This is a genomic window from Anabaena sp. EIM26 (genome assembly GCF_057568715.1).
Genome location: NZ_CM172472.1, coordinates 3,314,549 through 3,337,189 on the forward strand (window position 1 = coordinate 3,314,549; position 22,641 = coordinate 3,337,189).

Annotated in this window: 21 protein-coding genes and 1 pseudogene; 15 read left to right on the forward strand and 7 right to left on the reverse strand. The window is 40.8% G+C overall.

Annotated elements, in window-relative coordinates:
• Positions 1–34: 34 nt before the first annotated feature.
• Positions 35–190, reverse strand: a complete 156-nt coding sequence (locus AC012T_RS14430; RefSeq protein WP_323313909.1) for a hypothetical protein — start codon at positions 188–190, stop codon at positions 35–37.
• 518 nt (positions 191–708) lie between these two features.
• Between AC012T_RS14430 and clpP the strand changes: the two genes are divergently transcribed.
• Positions 709–1,314 carry an ATP-dependent Clp endopeptidase proteolytic subunit ClpP gene (gene clpP / locus AC012T_RS14435; RefSeq protein ID WP_487059337.1) on the forward strand — a complete coding sequence of 202 codons (606 nt, stop codon included), beginning with the start codon at positions 709–711 and terminating at the stop codon, positions 1,312–1,314.
• Here the strand turns inward: clpP and AC012T_RS14440 are convergent.
• Together AC012T_RS14440 and AC012T_RS14445 are read right to left on the reverse strand one after the other, a co-directional pair.
• A complete protein-coding gene (locus AC012T_RS14440; RefSeq protein ID WP_487059339.1) occupies positions 1,255–1,548 on the reverse strand; it encodes a hypothetical protein in 294 nt (97 codons plus the stop codon). The two genes, clpP and AC012T_RS14440, sit on opposite strands and share 60 nt — an antisense overlap.
• Entirely contained in the window at positions 1,535–2,365 is an 831-nt protein-coding gene (locus tag AC012T_RS14445; RefSeq protein WP_487059341.1) for a hypothetical protein, read from the reverse strand. The genes AC012T_RS14440 and AC012T_RS14445 overlap by 14 nt, the downstream gene beginning before the upstream one ends.
• Positions 2,366–3,454: 1,089 nt before the next feature.
• Between AC012T_RS14445 and AC012T_RS14450 the strand changes: the two genes are divergently transcribed.
• From AC012T_RS14450 to AC012T_RS14460, 3 genes are all read left to right on the forward strand, one after another.
• Positions 3,455–5,803 (forward strand): ribonuclease R family protein, encoded by a 2,349-nt coding sequence (locus AC012T_RS14450; protein WP_487059343.1) that lies wholly within the window; start codon positions 3,455–3,457, stop codon positions 5,801–5,803.
• Positions 5,804–5,820: 17 nt separating this feature from the next.
• Complete coding sequence (locus AC012T_RS14455) at positions 5,821–6,441, forward strand: flavin prenyltransferase UbiX (RefSeq protein ID WP_487059345.1); 621 nt, start codon at positions 5,821–5,823, stop codon at positions 6,439–6,441.
• A gap of 186 nt (positions 6,442–6,627) precedes the next feature.
• Positions 6,628–7,296, forward strand: a complete 669-nt coding sequence (locus tag AC012T_RS14460; RefSeq protein ID WP_487059347.1) for a LapA family protein — start codon at positions 6,628–6,630, stop codon at positions 7,294–7,296.
• Between the two features lie 7 nt (positions 7,297–7,303).
• Here the strand turns inward: AC012T_RS14460 and AC012T_RS14465 are convergent, their stop codons facing one another.
• Positions 7,304–7,507 (reverse strand): hypothetical protein, encoded by a 204-nt coding sequence (locus AC012T_RS14465; protein ID WP_487059348.1) that lies wholly within the window; start codon positions 7,505–7,507, stop codon positions 7,304–7,306.
• Between the two features lie 395 nt (positions 7,508–7,902).
• Here AC012T_RS14465 and AC012T_RS14470 point away from each other — a divergent pair, with 395 nt between their 5' ends.
• From AC012T_RS14470 to AC012T_RS14500, 7 genes and pseudogenes are all read left to right on the forward strand, one after another.
• Complete coding sequence (locus AC012T_RS14470) at positions 7,903–9,420, forward strand: helix-turn-helix transcriptional regulator (protein ID WP_487059350.1); 1,518 nt, start codon at positions 7,903–7,905, stop codon at positions 9,418–9,420.
• A gap of 47 nt (positions 9,421–9,467) precedes the next feature.
• Complete coding sequence (locus AC012T_RS14475; RefSeq protein ID WP_487059352.1) at positions 9,468–10,022, forward strand: shikimate kinase; 555 nt, start codon at positions 9,468–9,470, stop codon at positions 10,020–10,022.
• A 402-nt stretch (positions 10,023–10,424) separates the two neighbouring features.
• Positions 10,425–11,315 carry an acetylglutamate kinase gene (gene argB / locus AC012T_RS14480; RefSeq protein ID WP_487059354.1) on the forward strand — a complete coding sequence of 297 codons (891 nt, stop codon included), beginning with the start codon at positions 10,425–10,427 and terminating at the stop codon, positions 11,313–11,315.
• A gap of 91 nt (positions 11,316–11,406) precedes the next feature.
• Positions 11,407–11,925, forward strand: a complete 519-nt coding sequence (locus AC012T_RS14485) for a hypothetical protein (RefSeq protein ID WP_487059356.1) — start codon at positions 11,407–11,409, stop codon at positions 11,923–11,925.
• Positions 11,926–11,968: 43 nt separating this feature from the next.
• Entirely contained in the window at positions 11,969–12,736 is a 768-nt protein-coding gene (locus AC012T_RS14490) for a DUF3153 domain-containing protein (protein ID WP_487059357.1), read from the forward strand.
• A 394-nt stretch (positions 12,737–13,130) separates the two neighbouring features.
• Positions 13,131–13,694: pseudogene (locus AC012T_RS14495) on the forward strand (Uma2 family endonuclease).
• 76 nt (positions 13,695–13,770) lie between these two features.
• Positions 13,771–14,535, forward strand: coding sequence for a Uma2 family endonuclease (locus tag AC012T_RS14500; protein ID WP_487059359.1), 765 nt, complete (start codon positions 13,771–13,773; stop codon positions 14,533–14,535).
• 34 nt (positions 14,536–14,569) lie between these two features.
• On the opposite strand, the gene pdxH is transcribed toward AC012T_RS14500, so the two are convergent.
• Entirely contained in the window at positions 14,570–15,214 is a 645-nt protein-coding gene (gene pdxH / locus AC012T_RS14505) for a pyridoxamine 5'-phosphate oxidase (RefSeq protein ID WP_487059361.1), read from the reverse strand.
• 177 nt (positions 15,215–15,391) lie between these two features.
• Between pdxH and AC012T_RS14510 the strand changes: the two genes are divergently transcribed.
• The 3 genes from AC012T_RS14510 to AC012T_RS14520 all read left to right on the forward strand — a co-directional run bounded on the left by AC012T_RS14510 (position 15,392) and on the right by AC012T_RS14520 (position 18,745).
• Positions 15,392–16,486, forward strand: a complete 1,095-nt coding sequence (locus AC012T_RS14510; RefSeq protein WP_487059363.1) for an AI-2E family transporter — start codon at positions 15,392–15,394, stop codon at positions 16,484–16,486.
• 118 nt (positions 16,487–16,604) lie between these two features.
• Positions 16,605–17,420 carry a segregation/condensation protein A gene (locus AC012T_RS14515; RefSeq protein WP_487059364.1) on the forward strand — a complete coding sequence of 272 codons (816 nt, stop codon included), beginning with the start codon at positions 16,605–16,607 and terminating at the stop codon, positions 17,418–17,420.
• Between the two features lie 155 nt (positions 17,421–17,575).
• Complete coding sequence (locus tag AC012T_RS14520) at positions 17,576–18,745, forward strand: nucleotidyltransferase family protein (RefSeq protein WP_487059366.1); 1,170 nt, start codon at positions 17,576–17,578, stop codon at positions 18,743–18,745.
• A 74-nt stretch (positions 18,746–18,819) separates the two neighbouring features.
• Here AC012T_RS14520 and speA read toward each other — a convergent pair whose 3' ends face one another.
• Positions 18,820–20,832 (reverse strand): biosynthetic arginine decarboxylase, encoded by a 2,013-nt coding sequence (speA, locus tag AC012T_RS14525; RefSeq protein ID WP_487059367.1) that lies wholly within the window; start codon positions 20,830–20,832, stop codon positions 18,820–18,822.
• Between the two features lie 218 nt (positions 20,833–21,050).
• Between speA and ndk the strand changes: the two genes are divergently transcribed.
• Positions 21,051–21,500 carry a nucleoside-diphosphate kinase gene (gene ndk / locus AC012T_RS14530; RefSeq protein ID WP_487059369.1) on the forward strand — a complete coding sequence of 150 codons (450 nt, stop codon included), beginning with the start codon at positions 21,051–21,053 and terminating at the stop codon, positions 21,498–21,500.
• Positions 21,501–21,621: 121 nt separating this feature from the next.
• On the opposite strand, the gene AC012T_RS14535 is transcribed toward ndk, so the two are convergent.
• On the reverse strand, positions 21,622–22,344 hold the full coding sequence (locus AC012T_RS14535) for a TerC family protein (protein WP_487059371.1): 723 nt from the start codon (positions 22,342–22,344) through the stop codon (positions 21,622–21,624).
• Between the last annotated feature and the right edge of the window lie 297 nt (positions 22,345–22,641).

Consider the following 22,641-nt stretch of genomic DNA (forward strand, 5'->3'; position numbering starts at 1 on the left):
TTTCTCTTGATCCCTGCCTTATTGCTGGCATCTGTTACTTGAAAAAGTGAATCGTTGAACCGATAACAGCAGGTGGTATTTCTGTGATAGGTGATATAGTTTTTCGAGGAATTTGAGTACTAGCGTTTAGTCCAGCGATCAGATGCAGCAAAAAGGTGATTAAAGCAGCTTGTATAAATCTTTCGAGCATAGTACTTCTCTCTCTCTCTCTCTTGATGAATAGCATTTCAAGTAAGATTGGTTATTCTGAATACACCTCTTACTCCCGGTTTACCGGATTTGCTAAATATGTCCGGATAATTAACCAAAAAAAATGTGAAAAAATGTGAAAAAAGTTACTAACACCTGAAAAATAATTTCAACTAATCTGCGATCGCTAAATGAAGACAAGGCAGTGCAATAAGTTACATAGTTAAGGTGCAGTGTACAAGGGGCAGAACAGGACTTTATCTTCCTTTCATTTAGCCTCTTTTCATCTCACCATACCCACTTAGACACCTATCACCATCAAAAAGTGCCTGAAAATTTTTTTTGATTTGAGATATCTGATTGTAGACTGACCTTTTAGCCGAATCCGCTTGCTGAGAACCGATTAGGAAGTAAAATTTTGAATTTATGAAGATTTTGCCCAAGGTTAATTTAGCCGTATCAACACAAATAGCCTTTGTCGTCGATAGAATAAATGACAAATAGCTACAAATACGCTCAATGATTCCAATCGTTATTGAACAATCGGGTCGCGGCGAACGCGCCTTTGATATCTACTCACGGCTGTTACGTGAGCGCATTATCTTTTTAGGTCAACAGGTTGATAGCAGTCTTGCTAACTTGATTGTTGCCCAATTGTTGTTCTTAGATTCTGAAGACCCGGAGAAAGACATTTATATGTACATAAATTCTCCCGGTGGTTCGGTAACGGCAGGGATGGGTATTTTTGACACCATGAAGCACATCCGCCCTGATGTTTGTACTATTTGTACCGGACTTGCCGCAAGTATGGGTGCTTTTCTGCTCAGTGCTGGTGCTAAGGGTAAACGGATGAGTTTACCCCATTCACGAATTATGATTCATCAACCTCTAGGTGGCGCTCAAGGACAAGCGACTGATATTGAAATTCAGGCGCGGGAAATTTTATACCACAAAAAACGGTTGAATGATTATTTAGCTGAACACACAGGTCAGCCGATTGAACGTATTGCTGAGGATACCGAACGTGACTTTTTCATGTCTCCAGGAGAAGCCCAGGAATACGGTTTAATTGACCAAGTAATTGACCGTCACGCCGTCGGTATTCGTCCAATGGCTGTGGTGTAGAAGAGGCAGGGAGCAGGGAGCAAGGGGGAAGACTATTCTTCTGACTCCTGACTCCTGACTCCTGACTCCTGACTCCTGACTCCTGACTCCTGACTCCTGACTCCTGACTCCTGACTCCTGACTCCTGACTCCTGACTCCTGACTCCTGACTCCTGAACTCCTAACTCCTGAACTCCGAACTCCGAACTCCGAACTCCGAACTCCGAACTCCGAACTCCTTTTAAAACCCCGCAATAGGATCTGGCTGAGATTTAAGGTAGTTGAGAAAATCTAGTAACTCTTCTTCACTGAGTAAAGAACGCCCTAACTTACCGTAGGTTTTTTTGAGATATTCTCGTCCTTGTTCTTTTGTCCAGGCTAATCGCTCTATTTGTACATCTGTTTGAGCAATAACATCAGATAAATTAACTGGTTCATTTTTCTTCTTCCTGATTCCTAGTCCTGATGGAAAACCAATATCTTCTGGGGAAGAATAATTGCGTGGTGTAAAGGGTGTAACGTTACTAGCAGTGATTCCTAGTGAAGATTGATGTTCAGGTTCTGAACTAAATGACATCTCCAGTTTTTCTGTTGCGGTATCCAGTTGTTCTTCTCTGGTGACACTTCCCAAAGTTCCTTGAGTTAAGGGTTGGTTGTAGGTATCACTCGTGTTGTTGTGTGCGATCGCAGAAGATGAAGATATTTCTGTATTTTTAGTCACTGACCATTGAGTACTGGCAACATCCTGGGAGGTGGGGACAGACTCATGTAAAGCAGTTGTGGTATTTACAGTTGTCTTGACTGGGACTGGGGAAATAGGTTTTGGGGAAAATGCTACTCTTCCCTCTGTCTCATTTGTGATTCCTAAAACCATTAATGCCCTATTTCTGGCCTGGTCTTCCGCAGTTTCTACGGTTTCTGCTGCTGCCATTCCCGTAGCGCGGGTAACGCCTTCAATTTGTAGGCTAACTCGGACGATATATTTTCCTTGGAAAATTTGTACTAATTCCGAAATAATGCTGCCATTGGGATACAAGCTCTGAAATTGAGCCAACATAATCATGCCACCCATCTAAATATGTTTAACTTTAGTTGTACTTGTAAGATTTCCAGGTACTTTTCACGCTATGATCGTTTGTCACGATTGTAGCAGTAGCTGTTTTTTGCGAAAATTTTTAGCTACTGTTGACTAAATCAGGGTGTTCTTCCTTTCAATGCTATACTAATTACCCAATTCGATATCTAGAAGTATTTTGTGGAAGTGCGCTCTAAATCTACAATAATAAAGATAAGGTTCGCCCTCATTGCAAGTGACAGCTGCTTACCTGATTGTTACCGATTCTACAGATGGTAAAATTGGGTTAATAGGCAGTTTCTCTCAGTTAAATTTCAGATGATCATGGCGTGAAATTACCTTTAATCTAGACAATCAAACACCTGTGCCTTCCCTGCGTACCTGCTTTTGGGTAACATCGAGAGTTGTGTAAATCAAACCTCTCAAAAACCCATTGTGTAATTACCTGGTGAGGCCAAGTCGAGTATCAGGAGTGCCTTGTTAAGATTGCTTAGTTGAAGAAAGTTTCACCCAGGTGAATTCTGAGAGGATCTTGCAGTGAGAAGTCCGAGCAGAGTCTTACTCTGACAGGAACTTTGGCAGCCTTACCTTAGCTTACTTCTTTGCAGGAGTACGGGCAATTCGTTTGTAGCAAGTGTCTGTAAGCCGTGAGGGTATACAGGGAAGAACCAGATTAAACACCGGACACTTTAACGCCAATCACAGGCCAGTTGCTACAACGGGGGGGAACTCCTGGAATGTAGTGGCTCCTCGATTTGGGAAATTTTCCCATAGTGCTGGTTCCTGAACGGGGGGGAACCCCTCTGACAGGTGTAGGTTTTTTACATTCTCGTGAGGGCAAGACTTGGGCGACAAGGTGGACAAGGTGACAAGGGAGGAAAAACCTACAGGATGATGTTTTTTGGTAACAACAACACACCGTTAAAAGACTATTTTGCGGAGAAAATCTTCCTTGTCTACTTTCCCTCCAAGTCTTCCCAGTCCAGCCTTCATAGACAATGTTAAAAACCTACCCTTGTGAGGGGGGAACTCCCGCACGCAGGTGTCCTCAAAAAATGATGTTTTGACCAAAGGTCGGTTCACTGCATGGAATTTTCAATCGCTACACTTCTTGCCAATTTCACGGATGATAAATTGGTAGCTCGTAAGGTTTTGGAAAAGAAACTGGGTTGTGAGGATGAAGACAGTTTAGAAAAACTTCACATTGCTTTGGAGGTGCTAGAAAAAATCGGGTTGTTGGTCAAGGAACGAGGTAAGTATCGTCGTGTATCCGAAGAGGGGCTGATTGAAGCTAAACTTCGTTGCTCTAGTAAAGGCTTTTGCTTCGCCATTCAAGATGTGGAAGGCTCGGAGGATATTTATATCCGCGAAAGTTATCTGAGTAATGCCTGGAATGGCGATCGCGTTTTGGTCAGAGTTCTCAAGGAAGGTAGTCGCCGACGTTCTCCTGAAGGTGAGGTAAAACTGATTCTGGAGCGTTCTAATCACACTTTACTAGCACGGATTAAACAGGTAGAAGGGGGTTTCCGTGCTGTTCCTTTAGACGATCGCTTGCTTTTTGAATTGAAACTGCTGACAAACGGCTTGAAATTGGCTGAAGCTATAGACCATCTAGCCCATGTAGAAGTCCTGCGTTATCCTCTGGCTCAGTATCCACCTTTGGGTCGGGTTGTACAAATCCTTGGTAGTGATGCAGAAGCTGCTGCTGATATAGATTTGGTAACTTGTAAGCACGATCTATCTCGGACTTTTTCGGATAATATCCTGGATGCAGCAGCTAAGTTGCCTAAAAAGTTACTGAAAGCAGATTTAAAAAACCGCGTAGATTTACGTAATTTGTTCACCATCACGATTGCGGGGGTAAATGGTGACGATAAAGTAGTAGAGAATGCCTTTAGCTTGGAAAAAACCCCAAGCGAACCTTGGCGATTGATGGTTCATATAACTGATTTATCTCACTACATTCAAGCTGATGAAGCCCTAGATAGGGAAGCACTCAAACGCGGCAGGTCAGTTTATCTGGGAGAATTAATTTTGCCGATGTTGCCAGAAGCAGTGGCTGAACGCTGTTCTTTGATATCTGGTAGCGATCGCCTAGCTCTCTCCTTTGTGATCACAATTGATCCCCAATCAGGAAAAGTGCTGGAGTGGGAAATTCAACCCAGCGTGATCAAAGTAGACACATCTGTGAGCAAACAACAAGCAGAAGCAATACTCAGCGGTGATGCACCCAAAATGTCTGCTGAGACTATCCAGATGTTACATGACCTAGCAACCCTAGCCAAAGCAGCTAAACAAGCTCGATTATCTCGCGGTAGCTTGCAATTAAATCTACCACCAAGCCAAAATCCTTACTATGATGAGGGCGTAATGGGCGCTGTGGTAGTTAATGATGTACCCGTGCGATCGCTCCTCTCAGAGTTAGTGCTGTTGGTGAATGAACTAATAGCAGAACATCTCAACGCTTTGGGAGTTCCTGCCATTTGGCGAGTCCAAGGCACACCTGATCCTGAAGATGTTCAGGAAATGCTCAAACTAGCGATGAATTTAGGTGTGGAATTAACACTTGATCCAGAGTTAGACATTCAACCCCTAGATTATCAACATTTAACTAGAGCCTTCGCTGAGTCACCATCAGAGCAAGTTCTCACCTACCTGTTACAGGATACCCTCAAACCATCTGTATACAACACAACTAAAGGATTACACTTTGGTTTGGCTCTACCACAGTACATCCACTTCAGCGCCCCCTTACGGCGTTATCCAGATTTACTGATGCAACGGGTATATCATGCCTTATTAGAATACGGGCGCGATCGCCGCAACACCCGTGTCAAAGAGCGTGTCAACCTGCGCCATTCCTCCTCCCATGAAGAAATTAACTGGAACGTTCTCCCCCCAGAGTTACAACAAGAACTCCAAAGCGACTTAACTAGAGTACTCGTCCAGATTAACGACAGAGAAAAAGAAGTCCAAGAAGCCGAAGCTGATTTAGCAGGACTGCAAAAAGCCCAACTGATGAAACAGCGCATCGGTCAAGTATTTCCCGGTGTAATTACTGGGGTGCAATCTTACGGATTCTTTGTCGAAATCGAAGTTCCCGCTACAGAGTCAGAAATCGGCTCCCAGCTAAGTACACCCCTACGAGTAGAAGGACTAGTACACGTCAGTTCGCTCAAAGATGATTGGTATGAATACCGAGCTAGACAACAAGCTCTATTTGGCCGCAAAAATCGTGCTTCCTATAGATTGGGCGATCGCGTAGCGGTACAAGTTAAAAGTGTTGATTACTACCGCCAGCAAATTGATCTAGTCACCGTTGGCCCTGATGGTGTAGTCAAAGGCTTGGGAATCAGCAATGAAGATACATCCAATATTTACTTACCAAACAACATGGAATCTTTTGACTTAGATCCCTATAGTGAGGATGAGTAAATTTCCCGTATAAATTCGTGTCCAATAACATAAAACCACTTATTTTAGGCGTATCAGGCGCATCCGGCCTGATTTACGCCGTTCGCGCTCTTAAATTTCTTCTGGAAGCAGAGTATAAAATTGAACTAGTTGCTTCAAAATCAACTTACATGGTTTGGCAAGCAGAGCAAGATATCCGAATGCCAGCAGAACCAGAAGCACAAGAGCAATTCTGGCGAAAGCAAGCCGGAATTCCCCTATCTGGGCAACTCCGCTGTCATCCTTGGAGTGATGTTGGTGCTGGTATCGCTAGTGGTTCCTTTAAAACTCTGGGAATGATCATCATGCCCTGTAGCATGAGTACAGTAGCTAAACTAGCAGTAGGTCTGAGTTCAGACTTACTCGAACGGGCAGCAGATGTGCAAATTAAAGAAGGACGTAAGCTGGTTATTGTCCCTAGGGAAACTCCCTTTAGCCTGATTCATCTACGGAACTTAACAACCTTAGCAGAAACAGGAGTTAGAGTTGTTCCCGCTATTCCAGCTTGGTATCACAACCCTCAAACCATTGAAGACTTAGTTGATTTTGTCGTAGCTCGTGCCTTAGATCAACTAGATATTGATTGTATTCCCATTCAGCGTTGGCAAGGTCATCTTTAAATTAGGAGACTGAGGACTGGGAATATGGGAGATGATATAGCGTTTCCCAGTCTAATGAAGTACACACCAATTTATTCCCTGTTCCCTGTTAAGAGTTCCCTAAAACGAAAAAACTTTGTACCTCACGAGCATGGAAACTGCTATAAGTATAACCACTGATAACTGATAATTAATAACTGAATTAAAATGGCTGTAATTCGCTTAATTTTGTTGGTGGTGGTGCTGGGAGGACTAACACTGTTGTTAGTTCAAAACTTGTCTCCTACCCTCCCGCTAGTATTTTTAGGTATGCGGACTCAACCATTACCACTGGCTTTATGGGTTTTATTGAGTATAGCCGCTGGTGCTTTTACATCTTTGTTAATTGCTGCCTTGTTTCAAGTTGCTAATTATGTATCGACTCAACAAACATCAAAAACTTCATTTACATCAAATGCAGCACCATCCCGTGTGAAGACAACTAGCAGTAAAAAAACTACACAGCCTACTAGCAGTCCAAAGATGCCAGTGAATCCAACTGAGTACACTACCAGCAACGACTTTGATGATTGGGAGACAGACCCTAATCAAGGTGATGATTGGGATTATCAAGAATCACGACGCGCTTCCAGCCCGAAAACCTACGAAGATCAACAAGTACCTAAAAATGCTTCCCCATCTGACTCGGTTTACTCTTACAGTTCCCAAGAACCTAAAAATACTGGTGTGGGAAAAACTGAATCTATTTACGACGCTGATTACCGGGTAATTATCCCTCCTTATCAACCATCAACCACTAATCAAACAGATGATGATGATTGGGATTTTTTTGAAGACGAGGATTTGGATGATGAAAATAAACGCCCCCGTCAGTAACTTGAGTCTATTTGATGACACACTGTTCTCTTGATTCTCGTGACTCTTGCTTGATTTGACCCGTCATCGCAGCTTCCTGTAAAGCCATAAAGGCATTCAAGTCCTCACAGTCATACTGACTAGTTAAAAGTTCTCTGAGTTGGTTTTCTGCTTGCAACGTTAAATATCCAGTTGCTAAAGCTGTTTGCACAATATCTCTAATTCGAGTCATAGCTGACACCCCATGCATACCACATTATTTGATGAGAGCTTACTCAAGGGAGAGAAGCTTTTTTGTAAAAGACAGAAATTTTGGTTGTTTTTAGCACTTAGTAAACAATAGACATTTGATTTAACAGTAAATTTGAGCAGCATAATACTGTGTTGTCAACAACATTATTGTTACTTACAACGGATTTCGCCTTTTTATATTGACAGAATTTATTTCCTTAAAGTTTCAAACAAGTTATGTGAATTTTCCATTAAGCATAAGCATACCTAAGTAATAAATGAAAATGCACCTAACACTTGTTATGAAATTCGTTATAAATTTACTGTTACTTTATTCGGACTTTACGGTATAAACGTTAGTATATATCTAACGTAACTGTAAATACACTAATAACAATGGTGGTAGTCAATTCCCAAGTTACAGAAGAAGAATTTATAGAAGCTCAAAAAAATTGGGAGTTAGAAAAATTATATGTAGATTTAGCTTCTGTCAAAAGAAAAGCCTTAACACCTGTCGAAAAGAAGCTTTTGAGGGGTTTACTTTGTGGTTGTAGTCCTGCGGAAATAGCAAATAAAATGTATCAAAGTCGCAGTAGTAGTACTGTGAGAGTTTATCTGTCAAATGGACTATATAAATACATAGAAGATATGCTGGGTAATCAATTAGGTTACTCAGTTAAGGTAAAAAATTGGAGTCATGTGACTCATCTATTAGAAAAAGCTGGGTATAAAAAAAATTGGTTCCAAGTCAAACCAATAACTACTTTTAATAAAAGTACTAGAGAGCAAGAAATTGAGTTACTGAAAATTAAATCCCCAAATATTCAAGATTGGGGTGAAGCAATTGATGTTAGTAGCTTCTCTGGAAGGATGAAAGAACTAACCACTGCTGCAAAATGGATTTTACAACACCGCTGTCGGTTAGTTGTACTGTTAGGGATGGGTGGAATTGGTAAAACGGCTTTTTCGATTAAGTTAACTGAGGAGATTCAAGAGCAGTTTGAATATGTAATTTGGCGATCGCTACATCTATGTCCTTCGATAGATGCGATGTTAAATAATGTTGTGCAGATATTATCACCAACTATCGAGATAGACCAAAATGCAACTTTGAATACTAAAATTTCCCAATTGATTAATTGTTTACGTAAGGTGCGTTGTCTTTTGGTCTTAGATAACGTTGACTCGATTTTATCTAGCAATGGAGATGAGATACAAGCTCAATCTTCCGTAGCAGCTAGTAAACCTGATCTGGGTTCACAAATCCAATATCTTCCTGGTTATGAAGGTTACGGTGAATTAATTAGAAGGATAGGAGATTCTCAACATCAAAGTTGCCTGTTATTAACTAGTCGGGAAAAACCACCAGAAATTGCTGTGATTGAAGGAGAAAAGCTACCTGTACGGTCTTTAAACTTGACTGGTTTGAGCAAAACAGAAAGCCTGGCTATCCTCAAAACTAAAGGATTAGCCGAATTAGAATATACAGAATGCACTGTATTGATTGACTGGTATGCTGGTAATCCGTTATTTTTGAAATTAGTTGCCACTACTATTCAAGATTTATTTGGCGGTAGTGTTTATGAGTTTTTGGAACACGGTACTCTAGTTTTTGGTGAAATTCGCAGAAGTCTAGAGCAGCAGTTTAATCGCTTGTCTGAATTAGAGAAGTATATGATGTATTGTCTGGTACTCAATCCAGATTGTACTTCTGTGATGACTTTAAAAACCAATATGATACCGGGATGGCCGGTGCAATTAGGACAAAGATTAATCCTAGAAACTCTAGAATTGCTCCGACGGAGATCTTTACTGGATATAGAAGCAGCCAATTTATCCCTCAGCACAGTCTGGAGGAATTATCTAATTGAGCGGTTAATGGAAAAAGATTTTCAATCTTGGACTGAGTTCTGAGTAAAAATAAGAAAAATCAGAATTTTTAATTGGAGTTAAGGGTATTTGTGAGTAACTTATTAAGAGGAGTCAACCTGTATTTAATTGGGATGATGGGTGTTGGTAAGACAACCGTAGGACGCTTACTAGGGAAGAAACTTGGTTACGGGTTTTTAGATACTGATGATGTCATCGTTAAAGCGGCTGGAAAATCTATCAATGAGATATTTGTTGATGAGGGTGAAGCAGAGTTTCGTCAGTTAGAAAGTGATGTTTTGGCTCAAGTTTGTGCTTATACCAAATTAACTATAGCTACTGGCGGGGGTATTGTGTTGCGGCGGGAAAACTGGGGTTATCTGCGTCATGGGTTGATTGTATGGCTAGATGCACCAGTGGAAATATTATTAAATCGGTTAGCGGAGGATGATACAAGACCGCTTTTACAAAATTCTGACGCTGAAGGTAAATTGAGATCGCTGCTCGAACAACGTCAACCACTTTACTCCCAAGCGGATTTACATATTACCATTGCGGCAACACAAACACCAGAACACATTGTCACCTGCATCCTAGATGCAATTCCTAGCGTTCTCAAAAATCAAGATTTTCAACAGCAAAATTGATCTGAGGAAATTTTGTGATACTAAGTTGCTAAGAGGATCTCTGAGAAGGGTGAAGTAGATTCGCCGTTGTCTTTTCTTGTATCCTGTACAATCTAAAATCCAAAATCTAAAATCCAAAAGCTGCTCGAACAACGTCAACCACTTTACTCCCAAGCGGATTTACATATTACCATCGCGGCAACACAAACACCAGAACAAATTGTCACCTGCATCCTAGACGCAATTCCTAGCGTTCTCAAAAATCAAGATTTTCAACAGCAAAATTGATCTGAGGAAATTTTGTGATACTAAGTTGCTAAGAGGATCTCTGAGAAGGGTGAAGTAGATTCGCCGTTGTCTTTTCTTGTATCCTGTAAAATCTAAAATCCAAAATCTAAAATCCAAAATTGGACGATCCTCAGAATGGTAAACGATACAGAGTATATCAGGCAAGCTGAAGCTAATCGCGTTGAAATCCTCAGCGAAGCACTACCTTACATTCAAAAATTTGCAGGTCGCACTGTGGTTGTCAAATACGGAGGTGCGGCCATGAAAGATAGCACCCTGAAAGATAAAGTTATCCGCGATATTGTATTTTTATCCTGTGTCGGGTTGCGACCAATTTTAGTACATGGTGGTGGCCCAGAAATTAACAGTTGGTTAGATAAACTGGGAATTGAGGCTCAATTTAAGAATGGTTTACGCGTCACCGATGCGGCAACAATGGATGTGGTAGAAATGGTGTTAGTGGGTAGAGTCAATAAAGAAATTGTCTCTCTGATTAACCAAGCTGGTGGTATGGCTGTGGGGCTTTGTGGTAAAGATGGTAACTTAATTACTGCTCGTCCTCAAGGTGATGAAGGTATTGGTTTTGTTGGGGAAGTCAGTAATGTGAATATCAAGATTTTAGAAACTCTTTCTAGTAACGGCTATATTCCCGTGGTTTCTAGCGTCGCTGCTGATGATAGCGGACAAGCTTACAATATTAATGCTGATACTGTAGCGGGGGAAATAGCTGCGGCTTTAGGGGCAGAAAAGCTGATTTTGTTGACCGATACGCGGGGTATTTTAACAGATTACAAAGACCCATCTACCTTGATTCCTAAAGTAGATATTCGGGAAGCTCGCCAATTGATTAATGATGGTGTTGTCAGTGGGGGTATGATTCCTAAAGTAACTTGTTGTGTGCGATCGCTCGCCCAAGGAGTCAAAGCTTCACACATCATTGATGGCCGCATTCCCCACGCCCTCCTGTTAGAAATCTTTACAGATGTGGGGATTGGAACCATGATTCTCGGTTCTCAGTTTAAATGATTTGGTGATGGGGGATTGGCGACTAGGAAAAACTATTACCTATTACCAATTACCCATTACCGATTAGCAAATGACGAATAACCAATGACTAATGACAGAAAGTTTAGAAATTGCTAAATCTCGTTACCAAACTGGAAAACTCGCCTTTGAAAATGGACAATATCGAGAGGCGGTAGAAAATTTGGAAAAAGCCAGTGCTTTATTAGCTCGGAATACACGCTTTGCTGGCGAAGTTGATATATGGTTAGTGACAGCTTATGAAGCGGCTGACAGGACTGATGATGCGATCGCACTTTGTCAACAACTTCGTCGTCATCCCCACGCTGAAACCAAAAAACAAGCACGACAATTAATTTATATTTTACAAGCGCCTAAACTCAAAAGACCAAAAGAGTGGATGAGCGAAATTCCCGATTTGGGCGCAATTTCTGACAACGACACCAAAAGGCTCGTCACCGTCAAGCCCACAAAATCTACCTCAAGACAGAAGTCTGCGGAACCAGAATATGTTGATCTCAGCACAGTTAATACAAAAGATAATCGTTTTATCTGGGTAGCATTTATTGCTGTTGGTATCACCATTTCTTATTTAGTTTGGTTAAGTATGTAAACAGGGAATCAGAATTTCAACTTTGTGGAGATGTCGAAGTTTTATGAATATACCTAATTTCCGAGTAAAACCTATTTTGTGGTTGTTAATATGCGCCTCTTTCATATTATCTGGTTGTGTTCAATATGATTTAGGTGTTACTTTTAATAATGCCAATAACGGCGAAATAATACAGCACATTCAATTATCTGACAAACTCACCAGTTTTAGCAGTGATTATGTTTCCGAATGGTTAAATAGTTTAGAGCGACGCGCCCAAAAATTAGCAGGATCAGCAAGACGAATTTCTCCAGAAGAAATCATTCTCAAAATTCCCTTTAGTAATGGAAGAGAATTACAAGAAAAATTTAGTGGATTTTTCAACTATCGCACTTCCCAAAAACCCGATACAGTTTCCAGTGATTCAGAATTGCCGAATATCTCCTCAAACTTACTCGTACAAAATAACAATTTTTTACTCTTATCTAGAAATCGCTTGATTTATGATTTAGATTTGCGTTCTCTTTCTGTTTTAACCAGTAAAGGAAATGTTTTAACTGGTACAGGTTCAATCATAAATTTAGACTTTAGCCTACAAACACCTTGGGGAGTTAAAAATATTCAACAAACTGAAGATCCAATCCAACCAGAAAAAAATGGTAAACAACTAATATGGAAACTCAAACCCGGTGAATTAAACCATATAGAAGTAGTTTTTTGGCTTCCCAATATGTTGGGTATCGGGACTTTGATAATTATCCTATTCGTTTGGGGTGGTTTTTATCTCAGATATACATTTTTAGACTCAGGATTACAGGATTTGCAGAATTAAAAGATTGTTATTCTCAGAATCAGGATAACCAGGATTTTAGGATGTACAGGATAAGAACGCAGATGAACGCAGATAGACGCAGATGGTGAGAATGAGGACAACCAACATTTAGGGATGTAGAGGATGAAAGAGGAAAATCTCTCTGCAACCTCTTTCCTTCGTGTCCTTCGTTTCTTCGTGGTTCATTCTTTAGTGACTTGTGCATAACCAACTATCATTAAATCACATCCTGAAAATCCTCAAATCCTGGACATCCTGATTCAGACAAAAAAATCCTTCAAGAATAACCAACCATCATTAAACAACATCCTGAAAATCCTCAAATCCTGGTTATCCTGATTCAGACAAAAAAGGTTAAATTAGAATAGTATCCCATTTACAGGATTGAGAAATAATGACAACAGTAATTAATCAATCCCTCACCTTAGCAGAATTTCTCCAACTCCCAGAAACAAAACCAGTTAGAGAATATATCAACGGAGAAATTATCACTAAACCCATGCCCAAAGGAAAACATAGCCGCTTACAATTAAGACTATGCAACAGTATTAACGATATCACCGAAGCGGAAAAAATCGCTTATGCTTTTCCTGAGTTGCGTTGCAGTTTTGATGTGCGTTCAGTAGTTCCTGATATCACGGTTTTGAAATGGTCAAATATTTCTTTTACTGCTGAAGGGGAAGTTCCTAATGATTTTTTCATTCCTCCAGATTGGACTATTGAAATTCTCTCTCCTGAACAGAATTCAAATCGGGTGATAGATAATATTTTATATTGTTTAAATCATGGTTGTTTATTGGGTTGGTTAATAGATCCTGAAGATCGTTCTATTTTAGTTTTTCGTCCCCACCAATAACCGGAGTTATTCAGAGGTGAACAGCAATTACCAATTTTAGAAGGAATCAATTTACAATTAACTGTTAATCAAATATTTGCTTGGTTGAAAATGGGAGGTTAAAGAATATCCAAATTGTTTCTGATTTCAACCTTGAAAATCCTGCAAATCCTGATTCTGACAACCTATAAATAAATCTATGATTCTACAAACGCAACCCATCCAAAAAACACCAACTGTCACTTGGGAAGCACTCCCAGCAGATTTTATTTTACCTGACGACCCAGTGGAAAACATTCAACAACCTCCTCTCGCTGCTGCATTAACCGATGCTTTAGGTGCAACAGGGTGCATTCTACCACAAATGCTAATTGGCTCTAATTTTGGGCTTGTAGCCACCTTAAACAAAAAAATCATCATCAAAGCTCCTGACTGGTTTTATGTACCACAGGTGCATCCTGTGGCGACTGAAGTGGTACGTCGCAGTTATACCCCTAATCTAGAAGGGGAACCCGTGGCTGTGGTGATGGAATTTCTCTCAGATACAGAAGGTGGAGAATTATCTGTGCGTTCCACACCACCTTATGGAAAGCTGTATTTTTACGAACACATACTCAAAGTTCCCACTTATGTCACCTACGACCCCTACGAACCCAGTTTAGAAGTACGCTGTTTGCAAAATGGAGAATACACCAAACAACAAGCAGATACTAATGGGCGTTTTTGGATTCCTGAGTTAGAGCTATTTTTAGGAATTTGGCCAGGTGAAAGATTATGTCAAACCATGAACTGGTTGCGGTGGTGGGATAGGGGAGGAGATTTGCTACTTTGGAGTAGTGAACAAGCTGAACAGGAACATCAACGGGCTGAACAGGAACATCAACGGGCTGAACAAGAACGCCAACGGGCTGATTTATTAGCAGCTAAGTTACGTGAGCTAGGTGTTGATCCGGAATTGTTGTAAATTTGTGCTGCGGGCATCTTTGCCCGCTAAAAAATTAAGGTGATAACCGCTCTATTTTCCAACTGCCATCATTTAACCGAGTATAAAGCAAGCGATCGTGTAAACGGCTAGAACGTCCTTGCCAAAATTCAATTTCTTGGGGAATTACCCGAAATCCGCCCCAATGAGGTGGTCTGGGAACTTCTTGATTTTCATATTTGCGCTGGAATTCTTGTAATTGTCGCTCCAAAACTTCTCTGCCAGCAATTACTTCACTTTGATTAGAAGCCCAAGCACCTAAGCGACTATGAGGTGGACGTATCTCAAAATACCCATCAGACTGCTCTTTTGAAATCTTTTCTACAGTCCCCACAATTCTGACTTGGCGTTCTAGTTCAGCCCACCAGAAAACTAAAGCGGCATGGGGATTTGCTGCTAGTTCTTGTCCTTTGTGACTGTTGTAATTGGTGAATAAAACAAAACCTCGCTCGTCAAAATCTTTGAGTAGTACCATTCTCGCTGAGGGTTTACCATCTGGTGTGCAGGTAGCCAGAGTCATTGCATTAGGTTCAGGTAATTGTGCTGCTGTTGCCTGATCAAACCAAATTTTAAATTGTATAAAAGGATTAGGGTCAATTTGATTTTCATTCAAATCTTGCAAAGTGTAGTCTTTGCGTAGGTCTGCTATGTTTTTATCCATAGTTTTTTGCTTCCTTCTCATCAGCTACGCTGATACGATTGTGGGATTGTTGAAGAAAAATATCTATCATAGGAATCAGTAGCAACACAGAGTCAACTACCTACACTATCAAGAGAAAGTTTATTGTGGGGGACTCATATCGGGTTTAGTTGATAAAATTTCTTTAGTTTGCTCAAGATGCACCGTTCAACCTCCCTTCAAAGTTTGCTAATTTACGGTTTGAGTGGCCCGATTATCGCGCTCAATGTTTGGCTACTGTCGGTGCTGTTTCGCTATTTCCAGCACCCGATTACAATCTTGAGTATTGCGGCTATTTTGGCGTTTTTACTCAATTATCCGGTGAAATTATTTGAGAAGGCTAGAATTACTCACACTCAATCGGTGATTATAGTTTTACTCTTTACTTTAACTTTGTTAATTGTTTTGGGTGTTACGCTTGTACCAATGGTAGTTGACCAAGCAATCCAACTTTTAAATAAGCTTCCTGATTGGTTGGTCTCTAGTCAAGATAACCTAGGTAAATTACAGTTATTGGCACGTCAGAGACGTATCAATATTGATTTGAGCTTAGTGACCAATCAAATCAATGCTAATATTCAAAATTTGGTACAACAGATAGCTTCTGGTGCTGTGGGATTCGCTGGGTCGCTATTATCAGGGTTATTGAACATAGTGTTAGTGGTGGTACTGGCGTTTTATATGCTGTTATATGGCGATCGCGTCTGGTCTGGTCTAGTTAATCTCTTACCATCTAATATTGGAGTCCCTTTAACTAAATCCTTACAACTAAATTTCCAGAACTTTTTCCTGAGTCAACTATTGCTGGGACTGTTTATGGTAATAGCGCTAACGCCAATTTTCTTATTTATGAAAGTACCATTTGCTCTGCTATTTGCGATCATTATTGGTATTTCTGAACTTATACCCTTTGTGGGCGCAGCTTTAGGTATAGGCTTAGTAACATTGTTGGTTTTATTACAAAATTCGTGGTTAGCATTTCCAGTGGCAATGGTAGCAACTATTTTACAGCAAATTAAAGATAATCTCTTAGCTCCTAAGTTAATGGGCGAATTTATCGGACTCAATCCCATCTGGATTTTTGTGTCTATTTTGATGGGATTTGAAATTGCTGGTTTGTTGGGAACACTGGTGGCAGTGCCAATAGCTGGTACTATCAAAGGCACTTTCGATGCTATCAAAAACAGTAAACATAGTAATTTTGCATCAAATTTTACAATCAACTATGATTCTCCGTCCGATACAGACCATTAAGATACTTAGTAATGGGCTACGCCCCGCTGCACTAACGTAATTCGTAATTTAAGTTGTATCAATAAAAAACCTTGTCTTTAAAGGACAAGACAAATCTAAAATCTAAAATCTAAAATTGATGGATGCTGCCGAGCTATTAGAAACAATTACACATTTAATCCACCAAGCTGAACAGGGGGAAATTGATCCTTGGGATGTGCAGGTAATTGAGGTAATAGACCGCTACTTAGAGTTAATGGCACCAGAGTCAACAGCAAGAGGCTATGAGGCTGACTTGTCTCAATCTGGGCAAGCTTTTTTATCTGCATCAATGCTTGTATTATTCAAAGCTAATACTTTGGTGCAATTGTCAACAGTAGATAATAATATAGAAAATGTGTCAGATGATTCACTTTTGGATGGGGAAGATGGTGAGTTGTATCCCATTCAGCGGTTGCAATTAGAGCGCCAGTTGCGTCGCCGTCCAGCCGCAATGCCGCCACCAAAACGTCGGGTGACTTTGCAAGAGCTAATTGAGCAATTGCAGATTATGGCTAACCAGCTAAAACGGGTAGATAAGGCCAGCAAGCCTCACCGCCCTAAGCGTCAGCCTAGTATGCAAACCATGCGGGAAGCACTAGAATTAGCTCACCAAGAGAATCTGACAGAAGTAGCTTTAGAACTAGAACAGGTGTTGCATCTTTCGGCTAAAGACCTAAATTTAGAGGGACAATGTTTGAATTTAGAACAACTGGTACAGTTGTGGACGCAAACAAAGCAAGCAGATAAAAATCGGGAGTCCCATGAGTCGGAACATGGTAACTTAGTCAGTGTTTTTTGGGCCTTATTACTGCTGTCTGCTCAATCTAAGGTAGAGCTATTTCAAGAAGAATTTTATCAGGAGATAAAAATCCGCTTGCCTAGTTTAGCCAACAGTTCCAACTCGATCAACTAAATTTTTGCTTCAGCAAAACCCAGAATCCTAGTAAATTTAAAGATAACTGACTAATGATCATCTAGTTATACCTTTAGCTGAGAACAGAATAAAAACTGATGATTAAGAAGCTCTTGATGAAAGTAAACTGGCTCGTGGTTGAGGAATAAAATTTTATGAAAGCAATGATTCTCGCAGCGGGTAAGGGTACTCGTGTCCGTCCGATAACTTATACTATTCCCAAGCCGATGATTCCTATTCTGCAAAAGCCAGTGATGGAATTTTTGCTAGAACTGCTGCGTCAGCATGGATTTGACGAGATTATGGTTAATGTCAGCCACTTAGCTGAGGAAATAGAAAATTATTTCCGTGATGGTCAACGGTTTGGGGTGCAGATTGCCTATTCTTTTGAAGGCAAAATTGATGATGACGGTAAATTAGTAGGGGAAGCAATTGGTTCTGCTGGGGGGATGCGCCGTATCCAAGACTTCTCGCCTTTTTTTGATGATACCTTTGTGGTACTGTGCGGTGATGCCTTAATTGACTTAGATTTAACTGCGGCGGTGAAATGGCATAAATCTAAGGGTTCAATTGCAACGATCATTACTAAATCTGTTCCACAGGAAGAGGTTTCTAGCTATGGTGTAGTGGTTACTGACGAGGATAATCGCATCAAAGCTTTCCAAGAAAAACCTTCTACTGAAGAAGCTCTTAGCACTAATATCAATACAGGTATTTACATTTTTGAACCAGAAGTATTTAACTATATTCCGTCTGGGGTGGAATATGACATTGGTGGTGATTTGTTTCCCAAATTGGTGGAAATTAATGCGCCTTTCTATGCTATCCCGATGGATTTTGAATGGGTAGATATTGGAAAAGTTCCAGATTATTGGCGGGCTATTCGCGGTGTGTTGCTAGGAGAAATTAAAAATGTGCAAATTCCTGGTCATGAAGTAGCACCGGGTATATACACTGGCTTAAATGTAGCGGTAAATTGGGATAAGGTAGATATTACAGGGCCAGTTTACATTGGTGGTATGACCAGAATTGAAGATGGAGCGAAGATTGTTGGCCCGGCAATGATTGGCCCCAATTGCTGGATTTGTAATGGTGCAACTGTAGATAACAGCGTGATTTTTGAATGGTCGCGTTTAGCTCCAGGAGTGCGGTTGGTAGATAAGCTGGTGTTTGGACGTTATTGCGTAGATAAGACTGGGGCGGCGATTGATGTGCAAGCGGCTGCTTTAGACTGGCTGATTACGGATGCTCGTCAAACCCCACCGACGGAAACTCCTTTGGAACACCAAGCGATCGCAGAATTGTTGGGAACAAATATTAATTAGGTAATGAGTAATAGGTAATGGGTAACAGCTTTTCCAATTACCAATTACCTATTACTAATTACCTATTACCGATTCTAACTATTCAAGTAAGTGTATCTTCTGAGGCTTTGTTCGTAGGTTTGTAGTAGTCGCTGAGACTCAGCTAAGGTAATACGATTTTCTTCTAAGGCTTTTTCACAACGCTGACGGATGTTTTCCACCATATCCTCAGAGTCGTACTGCACGTAGCTAACTACTTCACTCATTGTATCACCTTTGACAACGTGTTCAATTTGGTAGCCTTTGGGTGTTAATTGGATATGAACAGCGTTAGTATCACCAAAAAGATTATGTAAGTTGCCCATAATTTCTTGGTACGCTCCATTCAGGAACATTCCCAAATAATAGGGTTGTTCAGGTTTAAATTTATGCAGTTCTAAAACTGATTTGACATCACGCAAGTCAATAAAGCGGTCAATTTTACCATCACTATCACAGGTGAGGTCTGCTAAGATTCCCCGTTGTGTGGGTTCTTGATCTAGCTGATGTATGGGCATGATGGGAAATAGTTGATCAATTGCCCAACAATCCGGTGCTGATTGAAATACGGAAAGATTGATGTAGTAGATAGAAGCCATGATTTTCTCTAGGTCTTCTAATTCATCAGGTACGTATTCCTGCTGTCTGGTAATCTCCAGAATTTTTTGACAACAAGCCCAGTAGAGACGCTCGGCTTTAGCACGTTCTTTGAGACGCAAAATTCCTAAGTTAAAGCGGCTGATGGCTTCTTCTTTAAATTGAGCTGCGTCGTGGTAAAACTCCTGATAGTTCTCTTGATTGATGGAATGGTAGGTTTCCCAAAGGTAATTAATAATTGGTGATTCTCCCTCTTGTGGTGATTCTGGGAGTTCGAGGGGGACATCGCTGGTACTGAGAACGTCAAAGATCAGGACTGATTGATGGGATGCGATCGCTCTGCCACTTTCACTAATCAGTGTAGGTACGGGTATTTGACTTTCTGAACAGGTATCTTTTAATTCGGCTACAATATCATTTGCATAGTTTTGCATATTGTAGTTTTTGGAGGCGTAGAAGTTGGTTTGAGAGCCATCGTAATCGACACCCAAACCACCACCAACATCCAAATATTTCATATCTGCGCCTAACATCGCTAATTCTACATAAATGCGACTGGCTTCTTGGATGGCATCTTTAATGACATTGATGGCCGAGATTTGTGAACCGATATGAAAGTGTAACAACTGTAAGGAATCGAGTAAATTAGCTTCCCGTAACTTGTCAACCGCTTCCATAATTTCAGGAATGGTTAACCCAAATTTAGCGCGATCGCCTGTGGAAGTTCCCCAACGTCCCATGCCTTGGGTGCTTAACTTAGCCCGTACTCCCAAAATTGGCTTAATTCCCAATTGCTTGTTAGCAGCAATTACCAAATCAACTTCTTCAATCTGTTCTATGACGATAATTGGCGTTTGTCCCAGCCTTTGGGATAACATTGCTGTTTCAATGTATTCTCGGTCTTTGTAGCCATTGCAAACTAACAATGCGCCTGGTGTATCCAGTACAGCCAGTGCAATCATTAATTCTGGCTTGGAACCGGCTTCTAGACCAAATTGATGGGGTTTGCCAAAACGTACCAAGTCTTCAATTAAGTGCCTTTCCTGGTTACATTTGACGGGAAAAACACCGCGATAAACACCGGGATAGTTATAACGAGCGATCGCTTTAGCAAAACAAGCGTTTAATCGTTCAATTCGATCTTCCAAAATATCGGAAAAGCGAATTAACATGGGCAACCCCAAATTACGTTGCTTTAATGAATTAACCAATTCAAACAAATCTAGCGAACCACCGCGATCGCCCTTGGGGGAAACTGTAACGTGTCCAGCCGCATTAATGGAAAAATAAGGCTTTCCCCAACCTTCAATTCGATAAAGGTCTTCGCTATCCTCAATTTTCCAAGTACGAGGTAAATCGCTTGTCGTGGTAATAGGTGGTAGCAGCTTTTTGTGCTTGTGGTTTTTCAATTCAGATTTATGCCCATTGGGAGGCATTTTGATAATCTCATCAGCGGTTGACTCGACACCCATTGATTCCTGACCTCTATTTTTCGCCCACGAGATAACAATTTAACAAATTAGGCAGGGAAGCGATATGCACCCAGCAAGAATTTTTGATTGGTGATTGGTGATTGGTAGTCGGTACTCGGTACTCATGACTCAGATAATCTTCTGGGAGTACTGGACAAAAAATCAAAGACGACTGACAATTAACGCATAAAAGCTTTATTAAGTTTTGGGAGATAGCTTTGGAACGCACATTTTTAGCAATCAAGCCTGATGGTGTACAGCGCGGACTGGTAGGTGAAATTATCCGTCGCTTTGAAACTAAAGGCTTTACCCTCGTTGGCTTGAAGTTCCAGAAAGTCAGCCGGGAATTAGCTGAACAACACTATGATGTTCACCGGGAAAGACCATTTTTTCCAGGTTTAGTCGAATTTATCACTTCCGGTCCTGTTGTGGCGATGGTCTGGGAAGGTGATGGCGTTATCGCTTCTGCCAGAAAAATTATTGGGGCAACTAATCCCTTAAACTCAGAACCAGGAACGATTCGCGGCGATTTCGGTATTAATGTTGGCCGTAATCTGATCCACGGTTCTGATGCTCCAGAAACTGCACAAAAGGAAATTGCACTCTGGTTTAAGGATGAAGAATTAGTAACTTGGCAGCCACACTTAACTCCTTGGTTACATGAGTAATTAGGTACTGGGGAAGAGGAAAGGGAGCAGGGGTGCAAGGGAAGAATATTTCTTCTGACTCCTGACTCCTGACTCCTGACTCCTGACTCCTGACTCCTGCCTCCGAACTCCGAACTCCTAATTATTTCGATACTTCGCTTTTTTCTGGTTCTTCTGGGACTAATTCAATGATGGTGCGTTTGGAAAATCCCCAAGCTAAGATGATGGCGATCGCACTAATCATGATCCATTGAGGTGGCACTAAATCATCATTGATCACTCTCAACAATAGGCGTAAACCCACAAATGCTACGGTGATATAGCCAGCATCTTCTAAATTTTCATATTCATCTAACCAGCGAATAAATAACCCAGCCATGAATCGAAGTGTGATAATCCCGATTGTGGTTCCTGTAATTACTAACCATTTTTCTTGAGAAACTGCGATCGCAGTTGTCACACTATCCAAGGAAAATGCCAAATCGGTAAAAGCAATCACGGGTATAGCTTGCCACAGAGATTTAAAACGTGGCCCGTGATGGTGATTGTCCTCATCTTCCTGTGATATAAAGTGTTGGAATACTAGCCACAGCAGGTAAGCAGCACCCAACAGTTCAAATTGCCAGAATTTTTGTACCCAAGTGGCAGTGAGTAGTAATGTAATTCGTAGCACATAGGCAAATACTAAACCGATGTTTAGTGCCTGATTTTCCAGCTTTTTGTCTTCTAGTCCTTGTGCGATCGCAGCCAGTGCGATCGCATTATCTGCTGATAGCACAGCCTCTAAAAACACTAAGATTAAGAGAACTATAGAGGCTTCTATGCTGAAATGAAAGTTTAAGTAATTAAAAATTTGGTCTAGCATTCCAATTTCTCAGACAGTGAAAATCTCGATTAAGAGGATTTAGATATTTTTTATGATCAAGAGTGCAAGAAATTGCTACTTTAGTCCAGTTTAACGTGTAGTTAGCGCATTTAATGACGACCCTCTTGAGAAATAAATCCCAAAAAATTTTATCATATCAGTATATTTGCGGTGTCAACAATCCTAAAAAGATGGCAGATATACAAGTACTTGTAGTCATCAAGGCACACTTCTATACAGAATAGGATTTATTAATATTGCGTGGGTACTTAACTACAAACAGAATTTATGCAAAAA